Source organism: Rhodococcus sp. C1 (assembly GCF_020809065.1).
GTDB classification, from domain to species: Bacteria; Actinomycetota; Actinomycetes; order Mycobacteriales; family Mycobacteriaceae; genus Rhodococcus_F; species Rhodococcus_F qingshengii.
Window position 1 is genome coordinate 4300130 of sequence record NZ_CP078080.1, and the last position, 23528, is coordinate 4323657.

Here is a 23528-nt window from a genome sequence, read left to right on the forward strand (position 1 = left end):
TCTTACCTGAAGCACTGCCCTACCCGAAGCACTGCCCTTCGCCGCGATAGGTGGGAACCGAGGTTCGGGTGCCGTCGGCTTCGACCACGTACACGCGGTCGAAGCGCTCGCACAGCTCGCCGGCCTTGGCGTGACGGAACCACACGCGGTCGCCGATCGCGATGTTTCCGGCTTCCTTCCCGGTGACCGGCGTCTGGACTTCGCCGGCTCCTTCGTTGCGGAGCAGTTTGAGACCAGCGGGCCAGACCGGTGACGGAACGCGGGTGGCTCCGGCAGGTCCCGACGCGATGTATCCGCCGCCGAAAAGGGTCGTGACCGACGGCGTCGGTTTGCGCACGGCCGACAGCGCGAAGAACAGCGCCGGATCGGGACGGAAGGCACGGTAGCGGTCGAACAGGGTCGGTACGTACAGTCCGGAGCCTGCTGTTACCTCGGTCACCACAGGATCGGCCGAGCTGACCTCCAGCGACCCCGTACCGCCGCTGTTGACGATCTCGAGTGCACCCACGGCATCGGTGACGGCCGCGACCACAGCGCCCCTTCTGGACGCCAATTCGCGGGCAGAGGCTTTCTTGACCCAACCGATCGGAGCACTGGTGTCAGGAAGGCCGGCAATCTGGGCTTCGTAGAACATCACTCCGACGACGGAGAATCCGCGTTGGCGCGCACGCGCCGCGAGTGCGGCGACCGCGCCAGGTTCGCGCAGTGGCGAGCGTCGTACGCCCAGATGGATCGGGCCGATCCGCAGTGACGCGTCGACGTCGAGACACACGCGGACAGGCGCATCCCCCGTCGACGCCGAACGAATGAGGTCCAACTGCGCATCGTCGTCGACCATCAAGGTGATCGATGCGAGAGCGGTGTCGTCGGCAGCGAGATCCGCGATGGCGCCACGATCGGCAGTCGGGTACCCCATCAGGATGTCCCGTGCGCCGAGCCCGACCAGCCACAGAGCCTCGCGCAGTGAGTACGCCATGATTCCGCGGAATCCGCCGGACGCGGTCAGTGTGTCGCCGAGAGTTTCAGCCAGAACCGTCCGACAACGAACCGATTTGCTCGCCACTCGCACCGGGGTTCCACCGGCGCGGCGCACCAGGTCGGCTGCATTACTGCGCAGTGTGGTCAGATCCAGAGCAGCCAGAGGCGGGTCGAGTTCTCGCGTGGCAGCAGTGAGTCGATCAAGGGTCCTGGTCACAGATGATCCAATCGTCGCGGCGTGCGACCAGTCAATCACCAATCCTGGACGTATGTCCAGGATTGCGGTTCTACTGAGGCGCGACCACGGCTTTGTTGGCGATTACCTGAACCATTTCTCCGAACTCGGCAATAGTCGCGTCGGAGTCACGATCGACCAGCCATCGCAGAACAAGGCCGTCGATCATTGCAAGACTCAGTCGCGCAATCGAACTCAACGGCTCCGTCCACACCGTGCCCGATATCTTGGCGCACTCTTCGAGAAACGACACCGCGAGCTCATCCATTATTCGGTACTGCTCAAATGCAACCGCCCCAGCACGTTCGGCTCCGAGATTGCGACTACGCAGTGCCTGCGCGGTAATTTCGTAGGTCAACAACTGACGATCCGGGGTTGCCTCGATAGTCGGCCACATTCCGGTCAGGCCGATGTGCAGCAATTCCCTGAGCCCCTGCACGCCACTGAGATCCGGCGCGTGGCGGACCTGCGCGAACGCATACTGCATCGACGCACTGAGTTGCAGAATGAGCGTTTCACCCATTGCCGCGATCAGCGCTTCCTTGCTCTCGAAGCAGTAATGAACGACGCCGAGCGATACCCCGGCCTCCTCTGCCACCGCCCTTACCGTCACAGAACTGACACCGCGCTGTTCCGCAATAGACAAGGCGGACTCGACCAATTGTGTGCGGCGTTCGTCCGCCGGGAGCCTGTTCAGCATCCAATGATCGTAGAACGCAAATGACAAAATCTTCGCGCAATACTTGCCTGGACGACCGTCCAAGTACATTATTGCGTAATGGCTTCGGACACTTGGCAGAACTGGGCGGGCACTCAAAGCGCCGCGCCGCGTCGCTTTGCGACGCCGACAAATACCCGTGAACTTTCGTCGTTGGTCGCCGAGGCCGCCTCGCGTGGCCAACGTGTGAAGGCCGTCGGCGCCGGCCACTCGTTCACCGGTGTCGCGGTCACTGACGGTGTCCTCGTCAGCCTGGACAACTTGAGCGGAATCGACTCGATCACACCGACCGACGACGGTGCCCTGGTCACTGTTTTTGCAGGCACTCGCCTTCATGCTCTCAACGACGCCTTGTGGCACCGCGGATATGCGATGGCAAATCTCGGTGACATCGACGTCCAGTCACTGGCCGGCGCGACGTCCACCGGCACGCACGGCACCGGCGCACGATTCGGCGGTATCGCCACACAGATTCGCGGAATCGAGATCGTTCTCGCCGACGGATCCGTCGTTACCGCAAGCGCCGACGAAAACGTCGAGTTGTTCGAAGCGGGCCGCCTCGGGTTGGGCGCAATCGGCATCATTTCGAAGATCACTCTCGCCTGCGTTCCGCGATTCACACTTCGCGCAATCGAGGAACCCGACACGCTGTCTCACATACTGGACACCCTCGAGGGCGATCGCCTGGGCCTGGATCACTTCGAGTTCTATTGGTTCCCGCACACCGATCGTGTCCTGACGAAGAGCAATACGCGACTCCCCGGAGATACCGAACCCGATCCGGTGGGCAAGGTCCGCGCGTTCGTCGACGACGAACTCCTCTCGAACACACTCTTCGAAGGTGTCAACCGCGTTGCCACCCTGGCACCGGCCGCGATCCCGAGAATCAACAACGTGTCGTCCCGATTGCTCGGCGCCCGCGAGTTCACCGATCGCAGCTACCGGGTATTCGCGTCTTCGCGCCGGGTGAAGTTCAAGGAGATGGAATACGCGATTCCCCGCGAACACGTCACCGAGACACTCCACGAAATCGACCGCTGGATGAAGAAGTCCGGAACTAACGTCGCATTCCCCGTCGAAGTACGTTTTGCTGCCGCCGACGACCTCTGGCTCTCCACTGCTCACGGACGCGACACCGCATACATCGCCGTACACCAGTACCACCGACGCCCCGAAACCGAATACTTCGCCGCAGTGGAGGCAATCGCGCGCGCCGTCGACGGCCGGCCGCATTGGGGAAAAATGCACAACCGGACCGTCGACGACCTGCGTCCTACGTACGACCGACTAGACGACTTTGTCGCCGTTCGAGACAAGTACGACGCGAATCGTGTGTTCGACAACGAATACTTGCGTCAGGTACTCGGCGACTGACGGTCAGTGCCGCAGCAGTTCCGCTTTTCGCGCATCGCTCGCAAACGAGGCTTTGATCGAGTTCCGGGCGAGGGTGTCTCGCTCGGCCTCGGTCAGACCCAGGGCTCGGCCCAGTTCGGTAAAATTGTCGTCGACGTATCCCCCGAAGTAGGCCGGGTCGTCGGAGTTGACCGTGACGATCAAACCCATCTCGAGCATCGATCGAAGCGGGTGATCCGACAGCGAATCGAACACCCGCAGACGAACGTTCGACAATGGGCAGACCGTCAGTGGAATCTCCTCGTCGACCAGACGCTCGATCAGGGCAGGATCCTCGAGTGCCCGGACTCCGTGGTCGATCCGCTCGGCACCGAGAATGTCGAGCGCCTGCCAGATGTACTCGGGCGGTCCCTCTTCACCGGCGTGAGCCACAACGTGCAAACCCTCGGCACGCGCGCGAGCGAACACGTCCTCGAACAGTGACGGCGGGTTGCCGACCTCCGCGGAGTCGAGTCCGAGCCCGACGATTGGAGCCTGCAGGCGAATTATCTCGGAGAAGATCTCCTCGGCGTCTTTGACGGGCTGATCTCGGAGGATGGCGGCGATTGCCGCGCTGCTGAGCCCGAACTCGCGCTCACTCGATGCCACCGCATCCATGATCCCGTCCAGGACCTCGGTCAGCGGAACACCACGGACCACGTGCGCCTGTGGATTGAAGAAGAACTCGGCATGCGCGACGCCGGCGGCAGCCGCGCGGCGGAAGTACGCTCGCGTCAGGTCGGCAAAATCCTCCGCGGTGCGCAGGACGGCCATGTTGGCGAAGTAGAGATCGAGGAACGACTGCAGATCGGTGAACTCGTACCTCGACTTCAGATCGTCGATGTCCTTGTACGGCAAGTCCATTCGATTGCGCTCGGCAAGTCGGTAAATCTGTTCGGGTTCCAGAGAACCCTCGATGTGCATGTGCAGCTCTGCGACAGGTGTAGCCATGTCGGTGTTACCGCCCCTTCCAGACCGGGGCGCGCTTCTCGGCGAACGCCGTCGCGCCCTCGCGTGCATCTTCGGACGCGAACACCGGCGCCATGACCTGCAACTGCTTCGCGAAAGCTTCGTCGTCGGACCAACCGCCGGCCTTGACGATGATCTCCTTGGTGACCGCAACCGCGAGCGGTCCGTTGCGGGTGATGCGATCAGCCAGCTCCAGCGCGCCTTCGAGCGCCTTACCTGGCTCGGTCAACGTGTTCACGAAGCCGTAGCGGTAGGCCTCCTCGGCTGTGAAACTGTCACCGGTCAGGGCCAGTTCCAATGCCTTCTGGTACGGAATCCGCTTGGGCAGGCGCAACAATCCGCCTCCACCCGCGACCAGCCCTCGCTTGACCTCCGGGATACCGAACTTCGCTTCGGACGACGCGACCACCAGGTCGGTGGCAAGCACGAGTTCCGTGCCGCCTGCCAACGCGAAGCCCTCGACCGCCGAAATGATCGGCTTACGCGGCGGCCCTTCCGTGAATCCGAGACCGCGTCCCGGCACGAGTACGTTCTCGCCGGCCACGAATGCCTTCAGATCCATACCGGCACAGAAGTTTCCGCCGGCTCCTGTCAGCACCGCCAAGGACAGATCGTCGTCCGCATCGAGCTCTTCGACCGCAGCGGCCAATGCGTGACTGACCGCCGAGTTGATGGCGTTACGCGCCTCGGGCCGGTTGATGGTGATGATCAGTGTCCGCCCGCGCCGCTCGGTGAGAACCTCGTCCGCCATGATGTCCCTCTCGTTTGTCGACCACGCTCGCGTGACTACGCGACGTTGCGTTCGACAATACGGACGAAGCCATCGGGGTCGATCTGCGCGGTGTCGTGAGTGCAGAACCACCCCTGGGTGAACCTCGTCGAGGTCGCTTGCGGCGAGTTCCAATACCGACGCGTGACACTCGGTCCACGGCACAGCAACTCACCGAAACCACCTGGAGCATCCGGGCCGTACAACGCCACTTCCATTCCACCGAAAGCGATTCCGACGCTTCCGAGGTGGGTGGGCGCCGACTCGGTTGGCAGAATGAGACCAGCCCCACAGGTCTCGGTTTTGCCCCACCCGATCACATGCCGAGCGGCCGGGAACAGGGTCAGCAGCTTGGATTCCTGTTCGGCCGTGATCGGCGACCCGCTGCAATCGATCCACTGAACCGACCTCGAACCGGCACGCGCCGCCGGTCCAAGGGTGAGCAACCGTGGCTCGAGCAGGTCCTCGGGCCGCCCGGTCACGATGTCGACGGTATGCACACTCTCACGCCAGAAGTCGCCGGCGAGGACCACCGTTCCACCGACCACCAACGTCGCGAGCACGTGCACGAATTGCCGTACCGACTTGAAGTCATTGTCCACCAACAGATTGCGCACACCTTCGACGCCGTAATCGCGCGAGTGCAGAATGCCGACGATGGCGGAGAGCACGTTCTCGTTGCTCAACTCGACGCCCAGCATTTCACCCGAAGAATCGGCGGTGTACGCGAGGATCGCCATCTCCTCCGGGGCGGCACCGTCGTCGATGAACGGAACACCGTGTGGGAGTTCCCCGTCGAGCACCAACACCGAGCCACTGTCCGCGATGACGAAGTCCGCCGCGTCGTCGCTCAGATGAACACCCACGGAGACTGGAACACCGCCGGCGAGAATGACGCCGAGGCACGCCTCCATCCACCTCACCCCGGCGGCGACGCGAATGGCCACACGGTCACCGATCTCGACGCCTCGCGACTTCAGCCCGCCTGCGACCCGCGACGCCTCGGCCCACAACTCCGCGAAGGTGACCTGCTCGCCGTCGACCTCCTCCACCGCGATGCGTGAGGAGAATCGATGAACGGCGATATCGAGGAGTTCGGACAGCGACGGGTCGAGTTGGCTGTACCGAAGCACCCCGTCACCCGCACGGGTGACACGGGCGTCGGCGAGGAGCTGAGTCGAACACGGGTATTCCACAAGCGTCGACCGCATCGATACCTCCACGTCACTGACAACCCACCGGCCATTCGACTATATGACGTGGATCACAGTTCGTGGAGGTCTCTGGCGATAATCGTCGCAAACTTACTTTCCGGAGTAGACCGCTTTGCCCGGTCCGACCTCGAGGAAACTGCGGACAGCGCCGCGTAGGTCATCGGTGGCGAACAGCGCACCGGACACCCCGGGAGTCACCGAATCCGCGTGGGCGATCCCGCCGGAACGCCAGGCCGCCACGATCTGCTTGGTGGCGTCGTGGGCTCGCGTGGGCCCGTCCGCCAACCGGGCCGCCAGGGCACGCGCCGCAGCATCGACATCGTCGTGAACGGCATTGACGACGCCCCACGAGTGCAGAGTTGCGGCGTCGTAGAGATCGCCGGTCATGACCAACTCCCGAGCCCGTCCGGAACCGGCGCGCTCGGCCAAACGCTGCGGTCCACCCATGGACGGCGTCAGACCGACCACTGTCTCGACCAGTCCGAACTTCGCCTTCGGCGCCGCGAGGATGATGTCGCAGGCCAAGGAGATCTCGAAGGCAGCAGTCAGCGTCAGCCCGTGCGCCGCGTAGATGACCGGGCACGGCAACGCCTCGAGCGGATGGCAGATCTGGGCGAACAGTTCGCGCCACAATTCCGCTCCCTGCTCCGGGTTCAGTCCGTCGAACACATGGACGTCGACGCCGGCCGAGTTGACCTTGCCCTCGGCGCGCAGAAGCACAGCGCGCGGTGGGTTTTCGGTCAGCGCTGCAACATCGGCGATGACCGCGTCGAACATGGCCTGATCGAACAGATTGAGTGGTCCGTGCGCGAACGTCAGGACAGCCACCTCGGCACCACCATCGGTGGTGAAGCGCTCGAGGCGGGTGGGATGCGATTCGGGAGCAGTCATGCCGCCACACTGCCACATCGAACCGGCCTACGATCGTCGGGTGGAGGGTCTGAGAAATGCACTCGCGGACGTTGTGGGACACCGGTTCGTCGTCGACGACGCCGACGTGTTGGCGACCCGTTCCACCGACCAGACAGGGCGCTACAGCGGGCGCGCCAGCGCTCTGGTCCGACCCGGAAATACCGCCGAAGTCTCGGCAGTGCTGAACGTGTGCCGCTCGCGCGGCGTACCGGTCACCGTTCAGGGCGGGCGAACCGGTCTGGTCGCCGGGACGGTGCCCGAGCACGACGACGTCCTGCTCTCCACCGAACGCCTCGAGGCGATCGGCGAAGTCGATGTTGCCGCCGGTCGGATCACCGTCGGTGCGGGAGTGGCACTCGCGCAGGTACATTCGGCGGCCGCCGCCGCCCGCCTGAAATTCGGCGTGGACATAGCTTCACGGGATACGGCGACGATCGGCGGCATGGTCTCCACCAATGCCGGTGGCCTGCACACGGTTCGATACGGGAACATGGCCGAACAGGTGCTCGGACTCGAGGTGGTACTCCCCGACGGAACTCATGTGCGCCGGTCACCGAAAGTGTTGTCCGACAATTCCGGATACAACCTGCCCGCACTGTGGGTGGGCAGCGAGGGAACTCTTGGTGTGGTCACGGCAGTCGATCTGAAACTACGACGGGTACCGAGTCACCGGGTCACGACGCTGACCGGTTTCGACCGACTGCAAGACGTCGTGGACGCGGGGCGTACGTTGCGCACTCTCGACGGCGTCGACGCACTGGAGTTGGTGGACGGCCGTGGACTCGAATTGGCCGCACGCCATTTGAACGCCGCGGTGCCGACGGGGCGACCGTGGTACCTGCTCGCCGAGGTGTCCGCGGCCCACGATCCGCTGGAAGACCTGGCCGAGCTGCTCGAACGCATCGACCCACCGCAGACCCCGGCAGTGGCGGTCGACGATCCCGGCTCGACGCGTTTGTGGGCGGCGCGGGAGTGTTTCGCCGAAGTGGTCGGACTGTTCGGTCCCCCACTGAAATTCGACGCGGCGCTGCCGCTGGACTCGCTTGCCACCTTCGCCGAGGACGCCGCGGCGGTGATCGCAAGTCGTGCCCCCGAGGCAATTCCGATCCTCTTCGGACATGTCGCCGAGGGAAACATCCACCTCAACGTCCTGAACTGCCCGAACGCCGACACCGTGTACCGCAGCGTCCTCGAACTGGTTCGCGATCACGGCGGAAACGTCAGTTCCGAGCACGGGGTGGGCTCGCTCAAACGCAACTATCTGGACCTGGCCCTCTCTGCGGAGGACATAGCCACGATGTGGGCGATCAAGCGAGCCCTGGACCCGAGCGACTATCTCAATCGTGCAGTGATGTTTCCCGACGCGCTTCGGCACTGACGGCCATCGCGTCGTCGTGTGCGTCGCCGCGCAGAGGCCGAGCGAAGCACACCGAAGCGACGAAGCCGATGAGCAGCACGCCGGCGGGCAGCCAGATCGACTCCGACATCGCCGTGCTGAACGGTTCACGGACGAACTCGGGTAGGTGACCCACTCCGGCTTCGGAACTGCCGCCGGTCAGACCCTGAGCCGCCAATCGTGCGGTGATCAGTGCTCCGATCGCGGCACTGCCGAGAACCGCACCCACCTGCCGGGTGGTGTTGTAGACGCCGGCGCCGGCGCCGGCCTGCATCGGAGGCAGGTTGTGTGTGGCGGTGGCCGCGAGCGGTGACCAGATGCATGCGTTGGCGAAGCCGATCAGGCCGATCGGCAGGAGCAGTTCCCAGATCGCGACGTCGGGAGACATAACCAATGCCAGCCAGCCCAGGGCGATCGCGAACAGCAGGAAGCCGGTGCCCGCAATGTAGCGCGGATGCGTCTTGTCGACGAGCTTGCCGATGATCGGCGCAAGAATGCCGGTCAGCACGGCCATCGGAACGAGGAGGAGCGCCGACTGCGTCGGGGAGAGTCCGCGAACTGCCTGGGTGTAGAACATCAGCGGAAGGACCATCGACGTGATCGCGAAGCCCATCGCGGTGATCGCGACGTTGGCGAGCGAGAAGTTGCGGTCCTTGAAGAGTTCGAGTGGGAGCAAGGGCTCGTTCTTGTTGCGCGACTGGTAGAACACGAACACCGCGAGCAACACCACACCGGCGCCGATCAGACTCCAGACGAATCCGTTCCAGTCGTACGAACTGCCTTCCTGGATTCCGAACACGAGCAGGAACATGCCTGCGGCGCTGAGAATCACGCCGGGGATGTCGAACTTGTGCTCGCTGGTCGGCAACGACGGAACAAGCTTCCACGCGAGGAGGAAGGCGATGACACCGACCGGGACGTTGACGATGAAGATCCATTCCCAGCCGAGATTGTCGACCAACACACCACCGGCAAGCGGACCGACCAGCGTCGCAACACCGGCAACCGCGCCCCACAGGCCCATTGCGGCGCCACGCTTGTTCGGCGCGAACGTGCGTGTGATGACGGCCATCGTCTGAGGCGTCATCATTGCGGCGCCCAGCCCCTGGAAAGCCCTTGCCACGATGAGCATCTCGACGCTGCCGGACAGACCACACCACAGTGAAGCGCCGGTGAACAGTACGAGGCCGATCATGTACAGGTTCTTCGGTCCGAACCTGTCACCGAGCCGGCCGGTGACGAGCAGCGGCACCGCGTACGCCAGCAGGTACGCGCTGGTGACCCAGACGACCTTGTTGATGTCGGTGCCGAGGTCCTCCATGATCGCAGGGTTGGCGACAGCGACGATGGTGCTGTCCACCAGAATCATGAAGAACCCGATACACAGCGCCCACAGCGCGTGCCAGGGATTGACCTGCTTTTCCATCTTCAGTCCTTAGGTAGTGCGGACGAGCCTGCGGAGCCGGCCAGCCGGTCGAGAAGTTCTTGTGAGAGCCAGGGCATTTCGCCGCTCTCGATGTCTGTCACCAACGCGCCGATCCACTCTCTTTCGGCGACGGTCAGTGCGTGGGCGTAGTCCGCGCCCACCGTGAAGATTCGTGGTTTTTCCGCCGCCTTCAGCGCTTCGTAGTCGGCCTCGAATTTCGCGATCGTCTTGTCGAGGTGCGCGAGACGAATTCGAAGCATCTGACACGCGGTGGACGCGGAGAGGTTGTGCATTTCGGCGAGCGCGAGCGGCAACCGCGGATACTCCCGCACCGGAACCGCCAACATCTCACGTAGTTGATGCTCGAGGGCCTCACGGCCCCGGGCGGTGATCTCGTACGTCGTCCGTTCGGGCCGGTTGCCCTCACGATCGGTCCCGATCGAAGCCAGAAGTTCCTGCTTCTCCAACCGGGAAACCGTGTGATAGAGCGATCCCGGCTTGATCTTCACCAACTGATCGCCCCGGCGAACCGAGGCCAGTTGATACATCTCGTACGGATGCATCGAACGCTCGGACAGCAGGCCCAGAACGGTGATTCCCAGAGGCGTCAGAGACACGTCACCCATGAGTCCCCCTCCCTGACAAGCCGCAATTGACTATTTCTTGACTATTCCACCTGAAATAGTCCACATGGAATATACGACCTCTGTCCATCTCGATCAACCCGTTCGAATCGGACTAGCCTGTAGCGAGTGGACGAACATCACCTCGACATCATCCGACTCGCTTGGGCACGTGAACTGGGCCTCGGCGACTCGGCACTTCGGCCGGCACACACGGCCCGCGTCGTCGGCGACGACATCCACGTTCTCGATCTGGCAGGCTCAGGTGCGATCGTCGGGCCGCAGTGGTTCATCGAGCGCACCGAGGACATCTCCGTCGACGCCCTGCTGCAACCGGCGCGCCTGCTCGAGATCGCCGGCGATCACGGCGGCCGAATCACCGGCCCCGTCGATCTCGCTTTCCTCGGCGACTACACGGACGCGCCACCCGACGAGCAACTACTGATTTCCCACGACATCGACGATGCCCTCGCCGTCGCTGCGCTGTGCCCACCCGACGACAGCACCACAGCCGACCTCGGGAACCGGACGCGGTGGTTCACCGCCCTCACCGATTCCGCCGAGGTGCTCGGATGCGCGGCATACTCCGAATTTCAGGGATTCGTGGCAGATCTCACGACCCTGACTGCTCCAGCGCATCGCCGTCACGGAATCGGCTGCGCAGTAACGCTTCTCGCTGCGGAGGACGCTCTCGATTCCGGATTGATCCCGCAGCTACGCACAAGTCGCGGCAGTGCGATCGGAGCGACGCTTCCACGTAAAGCCAAATTCGACGTTCTGGGGGCATACGCTCGGGTACACGTGCACCTGCCCAGTTGACACTCGAACGAGAGGGACCGCAGATGAGTACGGAAGACGGCGCGAGCGAACCGACATTCGTCGAAGAGGGTCGTGAATTCAAACGCGACACCAACTACATCCCGACCCGGATCACCGAGGACGGCCGCGACGGGTACCCCGTCGAACCCGGGCGATACCGGTTGATCGTGGCACGTGCCTGCCCGTGGGCAAACCGCGCCATCATCGTCCGCCGCCTACTCGGCCTCGAAGACGTACTGTCGATGGGCATCTGCGGTCCGGTTCACGACAAGCGAAGCTGGACTTTCGATCTCGACCCGGGCGGCGTCGATCCCGTACTGAAGATCCCGCGACTGCAGGACGCATACTTCGCCCGAGATCCCCACTACCCCAGGGGAATCACGGTGCCCGCCATGGTGGAGATCGCCACGGGCAAGGTGATCACGAACGACTACCCACAGATCACCCTCGACTTCTCGACGCAATGGAAGAAGTACCACCGCGAAGGCGCGCCGGATCTGTACCCGGAGCCATTGCGAAACGAAATCGACGAAGTGGCCGAGTACGTTTTTCGCGACGTCAACAACGGCGTCTACCGCTGCGGTTTCGCCGGTTCACAGCAGGCGTACGACGAGGCATACGACACGCTGTTCGCTCGCCTCGACTGGCTCACCGAACGTCTTGCCCGGCAACGTTTCCTGGTGGGCGACACCATCACCGAAGCCGATGTGCGCCTGTTCACCACGCTGGCGCGGTTCGATCCCGTCTATCACGGCCACTTCAAGTGCAACAGAAGCAAACTCAGCGAGATGCCGGTGCTGTGGGACTACGCGCGCGATCTGTTCCAAACTCCCGGATTCGGTGACACCATCGACTTCACACAGATCAAAGCGCACTACTACATCGTGCATTCCGAGATCAATCCCTCCGGAATCGTGCCCAAGGGACCGGAATTGACACACTGGCTCGAACCGCACGGACGCGAACAGTTGGGTGGCCGACCGTTCGGGGACGGCACACCACCTCATCCGCCCATCCCGTCGGAAGTGGTTCCGGCAGAGCACTGGGCCACCAGGTAGGTCGCGGGGGGCTACTCCCCTGCGTACGTGCCGAAACTCCAGTACACACCTTCGGGATCACGGCAGGTGAACCCCCGCGAACCGTAGTCCTCGTCGCGCAATCCCTGCGTGATCGTGGCGCCCGCCGCGACAGCGCGTTCGTGGAGTGCATCGGCGGCGTCCGCGTCGTCCACGACGATGTACACCGAACCGATTCCAGGCGGCAGGCCGGCGATCGCAGAATCGGTGCGCGGCGAACCCAACATGATGCCGCCACCGCCCGGCCAGTCGAGTTGGGCGTGGTCCACCACGTCTCCCTCTCCGTAGACGGCCTTCTCCACGAAACCGAAGGTGCTCACCAGAAAGTGGATTTCCGCACGGGCGTCGAGGTAGCGCAGCGTCGGCCAGATGGTCGTCGAACGAGATTCCGAAGTGGCGGTCATAACACTCGAACTCCTGCCTGGGAAAACTCACGAAGAAAACCGAGTCTCGTACGAGCCTATGGCCCCGGTGATCACCGCCGCCAGCGAAAACTTCACCTATTCTCGAGATACGGTCCACCTCGCTTCAGAGGAGGACAACTGTGGAGGGGCAGCAATGAGCAAGTCGACGAACAACGACAGCGGGCGTATCGAGAAGGTCCTCGTTTCCGTTCTCGACAACGGAAGCCGCCTGCAAGCGCCCGCAGTGGCCAAATACGTCAACCATGTCCGTAAGGCCCACCCCGACGAGTCACCTGCTCAGATCGTCGAGCGGATGGAGAAGATGTTCATTCTCGCCGTGACCGGAAGCGGCAGTGCCGTCGGCGCCACCGCCGCCGTGCCGGGCGTCGGAACGGTCGCGTCCATCGCTGCCGTCGGTGCGGAATCGGCTTTCTTCCTCGAGGCGTCAGCGCTGCTGACGTTGGCAATTGCGTCAGTGCATGGAATCTCCGTACAGGATCACCAGCAACGACGTGCCCTGGTCCTGGCAGTCGCCCTCGGCGAATCCGGTATGGAGATCGTGCAGAAGGCCACCGGAATCACAGCCAAGAATTGGGGAACGGCAATCACGAGCAAGATTCCCGGACCCACGATGAGGGGAATGAACAGCACCCTCGTGCGGAAATTCGTGACCAAGTACGCCGCGAAGCGCAGCGCACTGATCCTCGGCAAGCTCGTTCCGGCCGGAATCGGTGCGGTCATCGGCGGTGCGGGCAACCGTGCAATCGGCAAGGGCGTCGTCAAGAATGCGCGCGAAGCCTTCGGACCGGCACCGGCCAGGTGGACCGACCACCTGATCGTGATGCCTGCCGACGATGCCGCAGTGCTTCCCCAGACGGAGACACGCCGGGCCATCCGCAGATAGCCGTCCGGGCCGTAGGCTCGCATCACGTATTCGCCGCCGACCCGGGAGCAGCATTGACGAACACCGCAATGGGATCCTTCTCTGCCCCCATCGAGATTCGTGGGTTGACGAAGACGTTCAAGGCGGCGCGCGCGGTCAACGACCTGAGCTTCGACGTTCAGGCGGGCTCGATCACCGGGTTTCTCGGTCCGAACGGTTCGGGCAAGACGACCACGTTGCGGATGCTCCTCGGACTGGTGTCACCGACGTCGGGATCGGCCACGATCAACGGCACCCCGATGCGTTTGCTGCCAAACCCGGCTCGGACCGTCGGCGCAGTACTCGACGTCGGCAGTCTCCATCCGAAACGAACGGCCCTCGGACACCTCGAGATCTACGCGGCCGCTATCGGCATGCCGACTCAGCGCGCGGCGCAGGTGCTGGACATGGTCGGTCTGAGATCGGTCGGAGCCCACAAGACCGGCACCTTCTCGCTCGGGATGCGCCAACGCCTGATCCTTGCCACCGCGATGCTCGGTGATCCCGAGATCCTCGTGCTCGACGAACCCGCGAACGGACTCGACCCCGAGGGCATGGCGTGGCTTCGTCAGTTCCTGCAGACCTTCGCCGGTTCCGGCCGAACGGTTCTGATCTCGAGTCACGCGCTTCGTGAAGTGGAAGCGACCGTCGACAGCGTGGTCATCGTCAGCGCCGGCTCACTCGTCTACCAAGGGACCATGGACGAACTTCGCCGCTCGCAGCGCAGTCGACTGCTCGTCTCGTGTTCCAACCCAGCGCTCCTCGCCACGGCATTGGCCGCTCGCGGAATCATCGACGCCCAGATCACCCAGGACGGACGGCTCGCCGTGGGCGGCACCGACACGTCGGTACTGCCACCGGTGGCATCCGCCGCCGGAGTCACGATCTTCGGTGTCGCAACCGAAGGCGCAGATCTCGAGCAACTGTTCCTGGCCATGACAACGCCGCAATATGCCGTCCCCCAGGTCGGATACCACCGCCCACCCGGTCCCGGTTCCGGACCGGGCTATTACGGCCCTGCCGCATACGGACCTTCCGGAGGACACCGATGACCACGCTCGTGCGCGCGGAGACACTCAAAGTTCTCACCCTGCGCTACTGGTGGGCACTGGCCATCGCACCGGTCGTCGTGGCCGTGCTGATTGCTGCCTCGACTCGGACGTTCGTCGAAGTCGTGGCCGATTCGGCTGACACCACCTTCGACGTCGATGTCGTGTCCACCGGCGTCAGCCTCGGTGTCTCCAACACGCTTGTCCTGGTGTTCGCGGCTGTCTTCGGAGCACTCACCGCCGGATCCGAATTCGGCTACAAAACTCTCACCACGACGTTCCTCACAGCTCGCGGCCGTGACGGAGTTCTCGGCGCAAAACTTGCCGTCGTCGCGGTATTCGCCGTCGGCTACGCATTGGCGGTCGAAGTAGTCAGCATCGGCGCGATGTTGCTCTTCGGCCGGGACTTCAGCTTCACCACCGATCTCTTCGCCATCTGCGCCGCAGGCATTCTGGCGTGCGCTCTGTGGGCACTGCTCGGCGCCGGGGTGGCACTGCTCACCGGTTCGTCGATGGCCGGTGCCCTCTCGGTCATCCTGTGGTTCGTCTTCGGTGAATGGATCGTCCGCGCAGTGCTGCTCGCGATGGATCTCGGCGGGGTCGGGGCCGCGCTTCCGGTGTCGGCCACGATCGGCACGATAGTCAATGCGGCCCCGTCGATCGACGTCGACGCGTTTGCGTCCTGGCCGAGCGGCCCGATGATGCTGGCAGCTTGGGTGGTTCTGTTCTGCGGGCTCGGTTGGCTGCGGACCAGGACCCGCGACATCACCTGAAAAGGCTGTCTGGGGCCGGGTCTACCGTGGATCTCGATGAACACGATCAACACGGACAGTCCGGTAGCTGGAGAGGACGATCGAGCTCCGGGCTGGATCCGCCGCTTGGCGCACGCATGCTGGTTGCACCGAAGAGTTGCCATCGGCGCGCTTCTGGTGACCGTCATCGCTTCGGCGATCGACATCTCGTTTCCTCTTCTGACCCGCTATGCGCTCGACGCCGCAAGCCAGGAGAACCCAGGCAAGGTGATCGGGTTCGCCGCGCTGGCGATCGCGCTGCTCGCGGTCGTGCGCTTCGCGTGCCAGTACGGCCGACGGATGCTTGCCGGCCGACTCTCGCTCGATGTTCAACACGACTTGCGGCTCGCCCTGCTCGGCTCGCTGCAACGCCTCGACGGACGCGGGCAGGATCAGATCCGCACAGGCCAGGTGGTATCCCGGTCCATCACCGATCTACAACTCGTCCAGGGTTTGCTCGCGATGGTGCCCATGTCCGCGGGTGCGCTCCTGCAATTCGTGCTCGCGATCGGCATCATGGCGTGGCTCTCGCCGCTGTTGACTCTCGTCGCTGTCGCCGTCATCCCCGCAGTAGGGCTGGTGGTGTTCCTGATGCGACCGATGCTCTTCGCCGCAACATGGTCCGCGCAGCAGCGGGCCGCCGACCTCGCCCAACATGTCGAGGAAACCGTCACGGGCGTGCGCGTCGTCAAGGGATTCGGGCAGGAACAACGAGCCGTCGACCAACTCGAAAAGCACAGCCGCACGCTGTATTCGGAGCGTCTTCGCGCCGCGTGGTTGAACGCGAAATTCGCGCCGACCATGGCCGCCTTGCCCCAGCTGGGGCAGGTGGGAGTGATCGCCCTCGGCGGGTATCTCGCACTGCACGACAAGATCACCGTGGGAACGTTTCTCGCGTTCGCCACCTACATCGTGACGATGACCGGCGTCACCCGAACTCTGTCGTCGGTCATCGTCATGGCGCAGCTTGCGCGCGCCGCTGTCGAGCGTGTCTACGACGTCATCAACGCTCAGCCGGACATCGCCGATCCTGACCATCCGGTGGACCTGCCCGACGGTCCGCTCGGCGTCACTTTCGAAGACGTCGCATTCGGGTTCGACACCGAACGCGACGTCCTGACCGGGCTGAACCTCCGCATAGAACCGGGCGAGACCGTCGCCGTCGTGGGGCCGGCCGCGTCGGGCAAGACCGCGTTGTCCTTGCTTCTCCCCCGGTTCTACGCCCCGACTTCGGGTGTAGTGACCGTCGATACCGCGGGCGAGACGTTCCCCATCGGCGAACTGCGCAGTGAGCAGCTTCGTGCCGCCGTCAGCCTGGTCTTCGACGAACCTTTCCTGTTCTCGGACACCATTGCCGCCAACATCGCACTGGGTCGCGAGGACGCCTCCGACGAGGACATCCGCGACGCAGCTGCATTGGCACAGGCAGATTCGTTCATCGAGGCACTCCCGGACGGATACGACACCGTTGTCGGTGAACGAGGTCTGACGCTGTCGGGCGGCCAGCGTCAGCGCATCGCACTTGCCAGGGCACTGCTCGTCGACCCACGGATCCTGGTCCTCGACGACGCGACCTCCGCAGTCGATGCGGCTACCGAAGCCGCGATCTTCGACTCGTTCCGGGCCAGACGGCGCCAGACCACGCTCATCCTCGCTCACCGGCGGTCCACCCTGACGCTCGCAGACCGGGTCGCGGTTCTCGACGGCGGACGGATCATCGACTCCGGAACCGTGGACGAACTGGAAGCGCGATGTCCGCTCTTTCGTGCCCTGTTCTCCTCGCCGCCGGAACTACCGGCCGAACTCGACGACGTCGACTCCGATGCTTTCGGACGTGACCGCAGCGAGCCGACAACCGAGCAGTTGTGGCCGCAGGCACCGGAATCCGAAGCCGACAGCACAGCCGCTACGACGCAGGGTGCGGGCGGACCGATGGCCGGAGCGCTCAGCGGAATCGCGGTGACGCCGTCCCTGCGGGCAGCAGTCGACGCTCTCCCACCCGCACGCGAAGACCCCGGAATCGCTCCTGAGAGCCTGCGCGAATCGAATCCACAGTTCTCACTCCGACAGATCTTGAGGCCGGTCCGCTGGGTTCTACTGGCGGTTGTCGTGTGCCTTGCCCTGGACTCCGCCGCGGCGATCGCATTTCCCTCCCTCGTCAGATATGCGATCGACCACGGAGTCGTGACCGCAGACAGCACCACACTCTGGATCGCGACGGCGTTCGGCGCGCTCCTGGTCGCCGCAGACTGGGTCATCGTGGCGGTCATGACGGTGCTCACGGCCCGAGCCGGTGAACGCGTGCTGTTCGGGCTCCGCGTCCGCAGCTATGCACACTTGCAGCGCCTGGGTCTGGACTACTACGAACGGGAATTGTCCGGCCGCATCATGACGCGTATGACCACCGACGTCGACGCGCTCTCGTCGTTCATCCAAACCGGTATGTCAACGGCGATCGTGAGCGTCCTGACCGTCGGCGGAATTTCGATCGCCCTCCTGGCGACCGACGTGACGCTCGGCCTGGTGGCGCTGGCCGTCATCCCACCGCTCGTGGTCGCGACCGTGGTCTTCCGCAAGATCTCCTCGGTTGCCTACAGCCAGTCCCGCGAACGGATCTCGCTCGTCAATGCCGACTTCCAGGAGAACATCGCCGGTCTGCGAGCGGCTCAGGCCTACCGCCGCGAAGAAGATGCTGCGCGTAGGTTCGCAGAACGCTCCGAGAGCTACCGCCGATCGCGGATGCGGTCGCAGCGAGCCATTTCGATCTACTTCCCTTTCATTTCGTTCCTGTCCGACCTCGCGTTGGCCGCGGTCGTGTTCGTCGGTGCGCACCAGATCGCCAACGGATCGACTTCGCCCGGCGTACTGATCGCTTTCGTGCTCTACCTCGGTCTGCTGTTCGGACCGATTCAGCAACTCTCACAAGTGTTCGATGGTTACCAACAGGCAAACGTCGGATTGCAACGAATCGGCGACCTGCTGCGCACTCGCAGTTCGATCGAGACTGCCGACAGCGAGGATTTGATCGCGATCTCCGGACGACTCGACGGCGCCGTCCATCTCGACGGGGTCGGGTTCCGGTACTCGGGTGCGGACGTCGACGCCCTCTCCGATTTCGATCTGCAAATCCCGCCGGGCACGACCGTCGCTCTGGTCGGCCGAACCGGTGCCGGGAAGTCGACGGTCGTGAAGTTGCTCGCCCGCTTCTACGACCCGACGTCCGGATCGGTCGACGTGGACGGAACCGACATCCGGAACTTCCACCTCTCGCAGTACCGACGTCGCCTCGGCGTGGTCCCACAAGAAGCCCATCTGTTCACCGGCACGGTCGCCGACAACATCGCGTACGGCAGGCCGTCGGCGTCGCACGCGGAGATCGAGGAAGCGGCACGTTCCGTCGGCGCACTGAATTCGATAGCCGACATGCGTGGAGGCATGAATCATCCCGTCGGCGAGCGCGGCCAGGGGCTCTCGGCGGGCCAACGCCAACTGATCGCATTGGCCCGTGCCGAACTCGTCGACCCGGACCTTCTGCTCCTCGACGAGGCGACCGCGACGCTCGATCCCGCGACCGAACGAATGGTGCTCGAAGCAAGTCGGTCGGTCACCCGGAAACGGACTTCCGTCGTCGTAGCTCACCGCCTCGCGACAGCTGCCCGAGCGGACCTCGTTGTCGTAGTTGACCGGGGACGTATCGTTGAATACGGCCCGCACGATGTTCTGCGGTATGCCGGTGGTCACTACTCGGGACTCTGGGATGCATCGCAGGCGCGTGAGGGGAATAATCTGACGTCGAGAACTGTCATCGAAGGCAACCCCGTCGCGTGACAGTCGGCACGGATTTGTACCGCCGAGAGGTAGTGCGCGATCGCAAGATCACGGACTTCCGTGAGACAGCTCACAAATTGTGTGCCGCACAATTGCTCGTCACACGCTCGGGCTAATCTCATGTATATAGGCGCTCTGATCGGGTACCGAAATAGAAACGAGGCGAACACCTGCCGTGAGCAGCAGTTCTACATCCCAATTCGGACAGAACCAGTGGCTGGTTGACGAGATGTACCAACGCTTCCAGGACGATCCGTCGTCCGTGGATCCCAGTTGGCACGAATTCTTGACCGATTACTCGCCGGACTCGGCGAACACGGGAGGTGGAAACGGGACTGCCTCGAACGGCAACGCGGCTGCACCCGCCGCTGTTGTAGCTCCGCCTGCTGCTCCCAAGGCCACGCCTCCCGCCCCCAAGACCGCACCTCCTGCGCCGGCTGCCAAGGCTGCCGCTCCGGCCCCCGCGAAGACGGCAGCGCCCGCCGCCAAGGCCGCCCCGGCCCAGCCCGCAGCAGCCAAGCCCGCGGCCGCTACTGCGAAGCCCGCCCCTGCCGGCGGAGCCGAGGAAACCAAGGTTCTCCGCGGCGCCGCAGCCGCAGTCGTCAAGAACATGTCGCTCTCGCTCGAGATCCCGACTGCAACCAGCGTGCGTGCCATCCCCGCGAAGCTGATGTTCGACAACCGCATCGTCATCAACAACCACCTCGCGCGTACCCGCGGCGGCAAGATCTCGTTCACCCACCTCTTGGGTTACGCGATCGTCCAGGCAGTCAACGCGTTCCCCAACATGAACCGGCACTTCGCCGAAATCGACGGCAAGCCGAACGCGGTCACGCCCGAGCACACCAATCTCGGACTCGCGATCGACCTTCCCGGAAAGGACGGCAACCGCTCACTGGTAGTTGCCGCCATCCGGAACACCGAGTCGATGAACTTCGTCCAGTTCCACGCGGCATACGAGGACATCGTCCGACGCGCCCGTGAAGGCAAGCTCACCGGCGAAGACTTCACCGGCGTCACCATTTCGCTGACCAACCCGGGCGGTATCGGCACGGTTCACTCCGTTCCTCGCCTGATGAAGGGCCAGGGCGCCATCATCGGTGCCGGCGCGATGGAATACCCCGCCGAGTTCCAGGGCGCCAGCGACGAGAAGCTGGCCGAGATGGGCGTCGGCAAGTTGATGACTCTCACCTCGACCTACGATCACCGCATCATCCAGGGTGCCGAGTCGGGCGATTTCCTGCGCACGATCCACAACCTGCTGATCAGCGACGAGTTCTACGACGAGATCTTCCACGCGCTCGGCAACCCGTACGAGCCGGTGCGTTGGCGCAAGGACGTGCCGGAAGGCGCTGTCGACAAGAACACCCGCGTTCTCGAACTGATCGCTGCATACCGTGACCGCGGCCACCTCATGGCCGACACGGACCCGTTGCAGTTCGTCAAGGACAAGTTCCACAGCCACCCCGACCTCGACGTCATCAGCCACGGCCTGACCCTGTGGGATCTGGACCGTGAGTTCAAGGTCGGCGGCTTCCACGGTCAAGAGAAGATGAAGCTGCGCGACGTGTTGAGCGTGCTGCGCGACGCGTACTGCCGCCACGTCGGCGTCGAGTACACGCACATCCTCGAGACGGATCAGCGTCAGTGGATCCAGGACCGCGTCGAGGGCCATCACGCCAAGCCTTCGGTCGCTCAGCAGAAGTACATCCTGAGCAAGCTCAACGCCGCCGAGGCCTTCGAGACGTTCCTGCAGACCAAGTACGTCGGCCAGAAGCGCTTCTCGCTCGAAGGCGCCGAAGCCGTCATCCCGATGATGGACGCCGTGATCGACCAGGCCGCCGAGCACCAGCTCGACGAGGTCGTCATCGGCATGCCGCACCGTGGCCGTCTCAACGTGCTTGCCAACATCGTCGGCAAGCCGTACTCCAAGATCTTCACGGAGTTTGAGGGCAACATGAACCCGGCAGCCGCTCACGGCTCCGGCGACGTGAAGTACCACTTGGGTGCCAGCGGAACGTACATCCAGATGTTCGGTGACAACGACATCGCTGTCTCCTTGACCGCAAACCCGTCGCACCTCGAGGCCGTCGACCCGGTTCTCGAAGGCCTGGTCCGCGCCAAGCAGGACATCCTCGACAAGGGTGAAGAAGGCTTCACCGTCCTGCCGCTCATGCTGCACGGTGACGCTGCATTCGCCGGTCAGGGCGTTGTCGCCGAGACGCTCAACCTCTCGCTGCTTCGCGGTTACCGCACCGGTGGCACCGTGCACATCGTCGTGAACAACCAGGTCGGCTTCACCACCGCTCCGGAACATTCACGCTCGTCCGAGTACTGCACCGACGTCGCGAAGATGATCGCCGCACCGGTCTTCCACGTCAACGGCGACGACCCCGAGGCTTGCGTCTGGGTTGCTCAGCTGGCCGTCGACTTCCGTGAGAAGTTCGGCAAGGACGTTGTCATCGACCTCATCTGCTACCGCCGTCGCGGTCACAACGAGGGCGACGACCCGTCGATGACCCAGCCGGCCATGTACGACGTCATCGACACCAAGCGCAGCGTTCGTAAGAGCTACACCGAGTCCCTCATCGGCCGCGGTGACATCTCGCTCAAGGAAGCCGAAGACGCACTTCGCGACTACCAGGGCCAGCTCGAACGGGTCTTCAACGAGGTCCGTGAACTCGAGAAGTTCCAGCCCGAACCGTCCGAGTCCGTCGAACTCGACCAGACTCCCCCGGCTCGCCTGACCACGGCTGTCGCTCCCGAGGTCCTCGAGCGCATCGGTGATGCGTTCGTCAACGTCCCCGACGGCTTCACCGTTCACCCGCGCGTCAAGCCGGTTGCCGAGAAGCGCCGCGAGATGGCCCGTGAGGGACATGTCGACTGGGCGTTCGCAGAATTGCTTGCGTTCGGCTCGTTGGCCGAGCAGGGTGCCTTGATCCGCCTCGCGGGTCAGGACTCCAAGCGAGGAACGTTCACGCAGCGTCACTCGGTCCTCATCGACCGCAAGACCGGCAACGAGTACAGCCCGATCGCCAAGATCGCTGCCGACGCCGAAAACGGCGGCAAGTTCATGGTCTACGACTCCGCACTCACCGAGTACGCAGGTCTGGGCTTCGAGTACGGCTACTCGGTCGGTAACCCCGACGCTCTGGTCCTGTGGGAAGCGCAGTTCGGTGACTTCGTCAACGGCGCGCAGACCATCATCGACGAGTTCATCTCTTCGGGTGAGGCCAAGTGGGGTCAGCTCTCCGACGTCGTGCTGCTCCTGCCGCACGGTCACGAGGGTCAGGGTCCGGACCACACCTCCGGTCGCATCGAGCGTTTCCTTCAGCTGTGTGCAGAAGGCTCGATGACCGTTGCGGTTCCGTCGACTCCGGCCAGCTACTTCCACCTGCTGCGTCGCCATCACCTCGACGGCATCCGCCGTCCGCTGGTGGTTTTCACGCCCAAGTCGATGCTGCGTAACAAGGCTGCCGTCAGCAACGTCGAGGACTTCACGACGGGCAAGTTCCGTTCGGTCTTCGAGGAGCCGGCATACGAGAGCGGCGAAAGCGCACGCGAATCGGTCAAGCGGGTTCTGCTGGTCAGCGGCAAGCTGTACTGGGAACTCCTGGCGAAGAAGCACAAGGACGAGCGTGACGACATCGCCATCGTGCGCATGGAGCAGCTCTACCCCGTGCCGAAGCGTCGCCTCAGGGAGACCCTGGACCGTTACCCGAATGCGGATCAGTTCCGTTGGGTCCAGGAAGAGCCCGCAAACCAGGGTGCGTGGCCGTTCCTCGGGCTGGCTCTGCCGGACCTTCTGCCGGAGACCTTGACCGGTATCAAGCGCATCTCGCGTCGTCCGATGTCCGCTCCCTCTTCGGGATCGAGCAAGGTCCACGCGGTGGAGCAGCAGGAGATCTTGGACGAGGCGTTCCTGCCGACCAACTGATCTCAGTAATTTGACAAGGGCCGGGCCCCACATTCCGCAAGGAGTGTGGGGCCCGGCCTTTCTGCGTTCA

At 63.8% G+C, this 23528-nt stretch carries 18 protein-coding genes; 9 read left to right on the top strand and 9 right to left on the bottom strand.

Translation table 11 applies throughout. The features are described 5' to 3' along the window. Positions 1-19: 19 nt before the first annotated feature. Together KTR60_RS19545 and KTR60_RS19550 are read right to left on the bottom strand one after the other, a co-directional pair. Positions 20-1195, bottom strand: coding sequence for an amino acid deaminase/aldolase (locus tag KTR60_RS19545; RefSeq protein ID WP_007736155.1), 1176 nt, complete (start codon positions 1193-1195; stop codon positions 20-22). Between the two features lie 70 nt (positions 1196-1265). Further along, a complete protein-coding gene (locus tag KTR60_RS19550) occupies positions 1266-1913 on the bottom strand; it encodes a TetR/AcrR family transcriptional regulator (protein WP_020908434.1) in 648 nt (215 codons plus the stop codon). Positions 1914-1991: 78 nt separating this feature from the next. Between KTR60_RS19550 and KTR60_RS19555 the strand changes: the two genes are divergently transcribed. After that, on the top strand, positions 1992-3305 hold the full coding sequence (locus KTR60_RS19555; RefSeq protein WP_228401172.1) for a D-arabinono-1,4-lactone oxidase: 1314 nt from the start codon (positions 1992-1994) through the stop codon (positions 3303-3305). Positions 3306-3308: 3 nt separating this feature from the next. On the opposite strand, the gene KTR60_RS19560 is transcribed toward KTR60_RS19555, so the two are convergent. From KTR60_RS19560 to KTR60_RS19575, 4 genes are all read right to left on the bottom strand, one after another. Next, the gene (locus tag KTR60_RS19560; protein WP_003945144.1) at positions 3309-4274 is read right to left on the bottom strand and encodes an adenosine deaminase; all 966 of its coding nucleotides are present in this window, start codon (positions 4272-4274) and stop codon (positions 3309-3311) included. Between the two features lie 7 nt (positions 4275-4281). Next, on the bottom strand, positions 4282-5043 hold the full coding sequence (locus KTR60_RS19565; protein ID WP_003945127.1) for a crotonase/enoyl-CoA hydratase family protein: 762 nt from the start codon (positions 5041-5043) through the stop codon (positions 4282-4284). 35 nt (positions 5044-5078) lie between these two features. Beyond that, complete coding sequence (locus KTR60_RS19570; protein WP_030536925.1) at positions 5079-6272, bottom strand: class I adenylate-forming enzyme family protein; 1194 nt, start codon at positions 6270-6272, stop codon at positions 5079-5081. 93 nt (positions 6273-6365) lie between these two features. Continuing rightward, entirely contained in the window at positions 6366-7166 is an 801-nt protein-coding gene (locus KTR60_RS19575; RefSeq protein ID WP_007736151.1) for an enoyl-CoA hydratase/isomerase family protein, read from the bottom strand. Here KTR60_RS19575 and KTR60_RS19580 point away from each other — a divergent pair. Beyond that, the gene (locus KTR60_RS19580) at positions 7165-8565 is read left to right on the top strand and encodes an FAD-binding oxidoreductase (RefSeq protein ID WP_228401173.1); all 1401 of its coding nucleotides are present in this window, start codon (positions 7165-7167) and stop codon (positions 8563-8565) included. The two genes, KTR60_RS19575 and KTR60_RS19580, sit on opposite strands and share 2 nt — an antisense overlap. Here the strand turns inward: KTR60_RS19580 and KTR60_RS19585 are convergent. Beyond that, entirely contained in the window at positions 8525-10009 is a 1485-nt protein-coding gene (locus KTR60_RS19585; RefSeq protein ID WP_228401174.1) for a DHA2 family efflux MFS transporter permease subunit, read from the bottom strand. The genes KTR60_RS19580 and KTR60_RS19585 overlap by 41 nt on opposite strands. 2 nt (positions 10010-10011) lie before the next feature. Then, positions 10012-10635: a PadR family transcriptional regulator gene (locus tag KTR60_RS19590; protein ID WP_007736146.1), complete on the bottom strand. Its 624-nt coding sequence runs from the start codon at positions 10633-10635 to the stop codon at positions 10012-10014. A gap of 126 nt (positions 10636-10761) precedes the next feature. Here KTR60_RS19590 and KTR60_RS19595 point away from each other — a divergent pair, with 126 nt between their 5' ends. Further along, entirely contained in the window at positions 10762-11451 is a 690-nt protein-coding gene (locus tag KTR60_RS19595; protein WP_007736143.1) for a hypothetical protein, read from the top strand. Between the two features lie 23 nt (positions 11452-11474). Beyond that, positions 11475-12509, top strand: a complete 1035-nt coding sequence (locus tag KTR60_RS19600) for a glutathione S-transferase family protein (protein ID WP_042450363.1) — start codon at positions 11475-11477, stop codon at positions 12507-12509. A gap of 11 nt (positions 12510-12520) precedes the next feature. Here the strand turns inward: KTR60_RS19600 and KTR60_RS19605 are convergent, their stop codons facing one another. After that, the gene (locus KTR60_RS19605; RefSeq protein ID WP_228401175.1) at positions 12521-12931 is read right to left on the bottom strand and encodes a VOC family protein; all 411 of its coding nucleotides are present in this window, start codon (positions 12929-12931) and stop codon (positions 12521-12523) included. A 154-nt stretch (positions 12932-13085) separates the two neighbouring features. Here KTR60_RS19605 and KTR60_RS19610 point away from each other — a divergent pair, with 154 nt between their 5' ends. The 5 genes from KTR60_RS19610 to KTR60_RS19630 all read left to right on the top strand — a co-directional run bounded on the left by KTR60_RS19610 (position 13086) and on the right by KTR60_RS19630 (position 23458). After that, positions 13086-13835 (top strand): hypothetical protein, encoded by a 750-nt coding sequence (locus KTR60_RS19610; protein ID WP_003945111.1) that lies wholly within the window; start codon positions 13086-13088, stop codon positions 13833-13835. A 68-nt stretch (positions 13836-13903) separates the two neighbouring features. Further along, positions 13904-14905: an ABC transporter ATP-binding protein gene (locus KTR60_RS19615; RefSeq protein WP_030536929.1), complete on the top strand. Its 1002-nt coding sequence runs from the start codon at positions 13904-13906 to the stop codon at positions 14903-14905. Further along, a complete protein-coding gene (locus tag KTR60_RS19620) occupies positions 14902-15675 on the top strand; it encodes an ABC transporter permease (protein ID WP_042450365.1) in 774 nt (257 codons plus the stop codon). The genes KTR60_RS19615 and KTR60_RS19620 overlap by 4 nt, the downstream gene beginning before the upstream one ends. A gap of 36 nt (positions 15676-15711) precedes the next feature. Next, a complete protein-coding gene (locus KTR60_RS19625; protein WP_228401176.1) occupies positions 15712-19521 on the top strand; it encodes an ABC transporter ATP-binding protein in 3810 nt (1269 codons plus the stop codon). 175 nt (positions 19522-19696) lie between these two features. Further along, on the top strand, positions 19697-23458 hold the full coding sequence (locus tag KTR60_RS19630; protein ID WP_228401177.1) for a multifunctional oxoglutarate decarboxylase/oxoglutarate dehydrogenase thiamine pyrophosphate-binding subunit/dihydrolipoyllysine-residue succinyltransferase subunit: 3762 nt from the start codon (positions 19697-19699) through the stop codon (positions 23456-23458). The last annotated feature ends 70 nt before the right edge of the window (positions 23459-23528 follow it).